This is a genomic window from Rhizobacter sp. (assembly GCF_031412075.1).
In the GTDB taxonomy this organism is placed as follows: domain Bacteria; phylum Pseudomonadota; class Gammaproteobacteria; order Burkholderiales; family Burkholderiaceae_C; genus Rhizobacter.
Genome location: NZ_JANOCG010000190.1, coordinates 1 through 4,136 on the forward strand (window position 1 = coordinate 1; position 4,136 = coordinate 4,136).

The 4,136-nt window shown below is 68.4% G+C and carries 4 protein-coding genes and 1 pseudogene; 4 read left to right on the forward strand and 1 reads right to left on the reverse strand.

Going from position 1 to position 4,136, the window contains the following annotated elements; genetic code table 11:
- From RMO40_RS06625 to RMO40_RS06640, 4 genes are all read left to right on the forward strand, one after another.
- On the forward strand, nucleotides 1–997 hold a 997-nt coding region (locus tag RMO40_RS06625; RefSeq protein ID WP_309718018.1), incomplete at its 5' end, for an amidohydrolase.
- 10 nt (nucleotides 998–1,007) lie between these two features.
- Complete coding sequence (locus RMO40_RS06630) at nucleotides 1,008–2,108, forward strand: M14 family metallopeptidase (protein ID WP_309718024.1); 1,101 nt, start codon at nucleotides 1,008–1,010, stop codon at nucleotides 2,106–2,108.
- Between the two features lie 80 nt (nucleotides 2,109–2,188).
- The gene (locus RMO40_RS06635) at nucleotides 2,189–2,497 is read left to right on the forward strand and encodes a DUF1272 domain-containing protein (protein ID WP_309718030.1); all 309 of its coding nucleotides are present in this window, start codon (nucleotides 2,189–2,191) and stop codon (nucleotides 2,495–2,497) included.
- Nucleotides 2,497–3,519, forward strand: coding sequence for a helix-turn-helix domain-containing protein (locus RMO40_RS06640; protein ID WP_309718026.1), 1,023 nt, complete (start codon nucleotides 2,497–2,499; stop codon nucleotides 3,517–3,519). The genes RMO40_RS06635 and RMO40_RS06640 overlap by 1 nt, the downstream gene beginning before the upstream one ends.
- A gap of 37 nt (nucleotides 3,520–3,556) precedes the next feature.
- On the opposite strand, the pseudogene RMO40_RS06645 reads toward RMO40_RS06640, so the two are convergent.
- Nucleotides 3,557–4,136 (reverse strand): annotated as a pseudogene (locus tag RMO40_RS06645) (hypothetical protein); the annotation flags it as partial.

Sequence of the window (4,136 nt, forward strand, 5' to 3'; positions counted from 1 at the left end):
AGCCGTCGGCCTGCGCGCCGACATCGATGCCCTGCCGATCACCGAACACAACACCTTCGCCCACGCCAGCCAGCACGCGGGCCGCATGCACGCCTGCGGCCACGACGGCCACACCGCCATGCTGCTGGCCGCGGCCAAACATTTCTCCAACGAAAAGAACCGCGACTTCGACGGCACCGTCTACCTGATCTTCCAGCCCGCCGAAGAAGGTGGCGGCGGTGCGCGCGAGATGATCAAGGACGGCATCTTCAACCTCTTCCCGATGGAGGCCGTGTTCGGCGCGCACAACTGGCCGGGCATGAAGGTGGGCCAGTTTGCGCTGAAGAACGGGCCGTGTTTTGCATCGAGCAACGAATTCAAGATCGTGATCCGTGGCAAGGGCTCGCACGCTGCCATGCCCGACCTCGGCACCGACCCGCTGCCGATCGCCGCGCAGCTGATCCTCGGCTTCCAGACCATCGTCTCGCGCAACAAGAAGCCGATCGACCCGGGCGTGATCTCGGTCACCATGGTGCATGCCGGCGAGGCCACCAACGTCGTGCCCGACAGCTGCGTGCTCGAAGGCACGGTGCGCACCTTCACCCTCGAATTGCTCGACCTCTTCGAGCAGCGCATGAAAGAAATGTCCGAGCACACCTGCGCGGCGTTTGGCGCGAGTTGCGAGTTCGAGTTCACGCGCAACTACCCGCCGACCATCAACCACCCCCGCGAGACCGAGTTCCTGCGCGGTGTGATGGGCGAGGTGGTGGGCCCGGACAACGTGCAGGAGTTCGAGCCCACCATGGGCGCCGAAGACTTCAGCTACTTCCTGCTGGAAAAACCCGGCTGCTACTTCCTCATTGGCAACGGCGATGGCAGCCACCGGGTGGGCGGCCACGGCATGGGGCCGTGCATGTTGCACAACCCAAGCTACGATTTCAACGACGAGCTGATCCCGCTCGGTGCCACGCTGTGGGTGCAGCTCGCACGCAAGTGGCTGGCCCAATCTCGCAGCTGAGCCCGCTGGCATGGGCGCCGGCGACCTCAGCGCGTGTTTTGCGCAGAGTTACGCCGAAGCACGCACCAAGTTTCTGGCCGCCGCCGAAGCGGCCGGCCTCGACGCCCACAGCCACCCGCACCCGATGCTCGGGCGTGATGGCGAGATGCTCGCGCTCGACGTGGTGCGCGACGGTCCGGCGGATGCCCGCCACCTGCTGATCATCAGCAGCGGCTGCCACGGCGTTGAAGGTTTTTGCGGCTCGGGCATCCAGGTCGCGCTGCTGAACGACGCCATCTGGCGCCAACAGGCGCACGACGCGGGTGTGGCCGTGCTCTACCTGCACGCGCTCAACCCCTACGGCTTTTCGTGGTGGCGGCGTACCACGCAAGAGAACGTCGACCTCAACCGCAACTTCCAGGACTTTCACCAGCCGCTGCCCGCCAACCCCGGCTACGACGAGATCGCCCACCTGCTGGTGCCGAGCACCTGGCCCCCACGCTGGCGCGACCAGTTGGCGATCCTCGGCTTCTTGTTGCGGCGTGGGCCACGTGCGCTGCAAACCGCGGTGTCGGGCGGGCAATACACGCACGCACAAGGCCTGTTCTACGGCGGGCGCAGCCCTGCGTGGAGCCACGTGACGCTGCGCCATGTGTTGCGCGAGCACGGCGCACGCGCCGAGCGGCTGGCCTGGATCGACCTGCACACCGGCCTGGGGCCAAACGGCGTGGGCGAGCGCATCTATGCGGGCCGCCCCGATGCCGCGGCCGTGGCCCGAGCCCGCGGCTGGTGGGGCCCCAAGATCACCTCGATCGACGACGGCAGCTCCAGCTCGGCACCCCTCACCGGCCTGATGTGGAGCGCCGTCTACGACGAATGCCCGCGGGCCGAATACACCGGTATCGCACTCGAGTACGGCACCGTGCCGCTGCTGCAGGTGCTGCGCGCACTGCGCGCCGACCAGTGGCTGGAGAACCACCCGGAACACGTCGCCACTCGCGGGCCAGCGATCAAACGGCAGATCCGCGATGCGTTCTACACCGACACCCTCGCGTGGAAGCAGCGCGTGGTGGCCCAGGCACTGGACGCCGCGCAGCAATGCCTGGTCGGATTGACGGCTGTCCGGAATTGATCGATTCTCGTCGTGTATTGTCGCGACGGTTCTGATGCATGACCCTATCGTTCGAAACATCGACACTCCACACCAACGCCATGCTCGAACTGCGCCCCAGCTGCGAACACTGCAACAAACCACTGCCCCCCGACAGCACCGAGGCCATGATCTGCAGCTTCGAGTGCAGCTTCTGCACCGACTGCGTGAACACGCTGCTCGGCAACGTGTGCCCCAACTGCGGCGGCGGTTTTGCGCCCAGGCCAGTGCGACCGGCGCGCGACTGGAAGGGTGGCAACCACCTCGGCCAATACGCCGCCAGCACCCAGGTCAAACACCGCCCGGTCGACGCTCAAGTGCATGCTGCTTTTGCCGCCACGCTGCGCACCATCGCGCCGCAGAACCGCTGATGGGCACCGCCTCGGTCCTCATCGACGCTGACTTCGACGAGACGATCGACGTCTTGATCGCCGTGCCACCGCGCACGCTGCTGCTCGACGTGGCCGGCCCGGCCGAGGCGTTTCGGCTGGCCAACCAGGTGCTGGAGCGAAGCGGCGCAGCGCCACGGTTTCACTTGCGCTACACCGGCCCGCAAGCCCAGGTGGAGAGCTCCGTGGGCCTTCAGGTCGCCGGCCTGGAACCCTTGCCGCGCACCTTGGATCGCCCCACCTGGCTGCTGCTGGTCGGCCAGCACAGCGACACGCTCAAGCAGCCCGACGCCCCCACGCGCCAGACCCTCGACTGGCTGCGCCGCGACATGCAACCGCTGCTGCAAGCTGACGACTCGCCGCACCGCCTGATCACGGTGTGCGCGGGCACGCTGATGGCCGCGCGCGCCGGGTTGATCGGCACACGACGCTGCACCACCCACCACGACTACCTCGACATGCTGCGCACGCTCGCGCCGCAAGCGCAGGTGGTGGACAACCGGGTGTTCGTGGTCGACGGGGCGGTGGCGTCGAGCGCGGGCGTGACGGCCGGCATCGACCTCGCGCTGCACCTGATCGCATCGGCCTGTGGGGATGCGGTGGCCGCCGCCACGGCCAAGACCATGGTGGTCTACCTGCGGCGCACACCCAACGACCCCGAGCTCTCACCGCTGCTCGCGCACCGCCACCACATTCACCCGGCGCTGCACCGTGCGCAAGACGCGGTGTGCGAGCGGCCCGATGCCGGATGGACGCTCGACACACTGGCCTCTGCCGCGCACGTGACGAGCCGGCACCTGCTGCGCCTGTTTGCCGACCACGCGGAGGTGTCGCCGATGACGTATGTGGAAAAGATTCGCCTGGAGCGCGCACGCCAGGCGTTGGTGCGCGGGGCCAGCGTCACGCACGCGGCCGAAGCGGCGGGGTTTGCGTCTGACCTGCAACTGCGCCGTGCGTGGAGCCGCCACCTGAGTGGCACGCCGCGCGGCGCGCGCACCCGCTGACGCCGTCATTCCCGCCTTCGCGGGAATGACGAAGGACTCAGGCCGCGTCCGACCAACTTCCGCGCATCAGGTGTGTGTTCGCCGCCAGCTGGTCGCGCACGCGCACGATGCTCTGCGGCTCGCTCAACAAACGCATGCGGTCGGCCGCGCTCAGGCGCTCGGTGCCCTGGTCGACCAGCAGGCCGCTCAGCATCAACCGGCGGGCCTTGCCGCGGCTGCCCCAGCTGGTGTTGCGCGGGCCCATGGCGGCGCGCACCACGTCGAACAACCACGGGTCGGTGAGCGTGTCGCGCCATTGCGGCGCGGGCGTGGCACGGCGGGCGTGGGCCCAGGCGCGGCGCAGCACCTGCGGCGCGGAGTGCTCTTCGGGTGTCACCAGCAGGCGGTTGGCGAGCAGGCGCTGGCCCAGGGCGGAGCGGCTCGTCAGCACCGCCAGCGGCACGGCCAGCAGCAGCGGCAGGCCCATCGGCGCCAGCCACAGGCTGGCCTGCGGTTGCAGCCACAACACCGCCACCGCAATGGCGGCCACCACCGAGCTGATCAGGCCAAAACGCTGCAGCGCATCGGCCCAGCCGATGTCGTTGGCTTCGCGCGGGGGCGACTTCCAGTCGAGTTTC

What these genes read in the sequence shown, in the direction of transcription:
- RMO40_RS06630 (WP_309718024.1), top strand. Translation starts at nt 1,008, where the DNA reads ATGGGCGCCGGCGACCTCAGCGCGTGTTTTGCGCAGAGTTACGCCGAA.
- RMO40_RS06635 (WP_309718030.1), top strand. Translation starts at nt 2,189, where the DNA reads ATGCTCGAACTGCGCCCCAGCTGCGAACACTGCAACAAACCACTGCCC.
- RMO40_RS06640 (WP_309718026.1), top strand. Translation starts at nt 2,497, where the DNA reads ATGGGCACCGCCTCGGTCCTCATCGACGCTGACTTCGACGAGACGATC.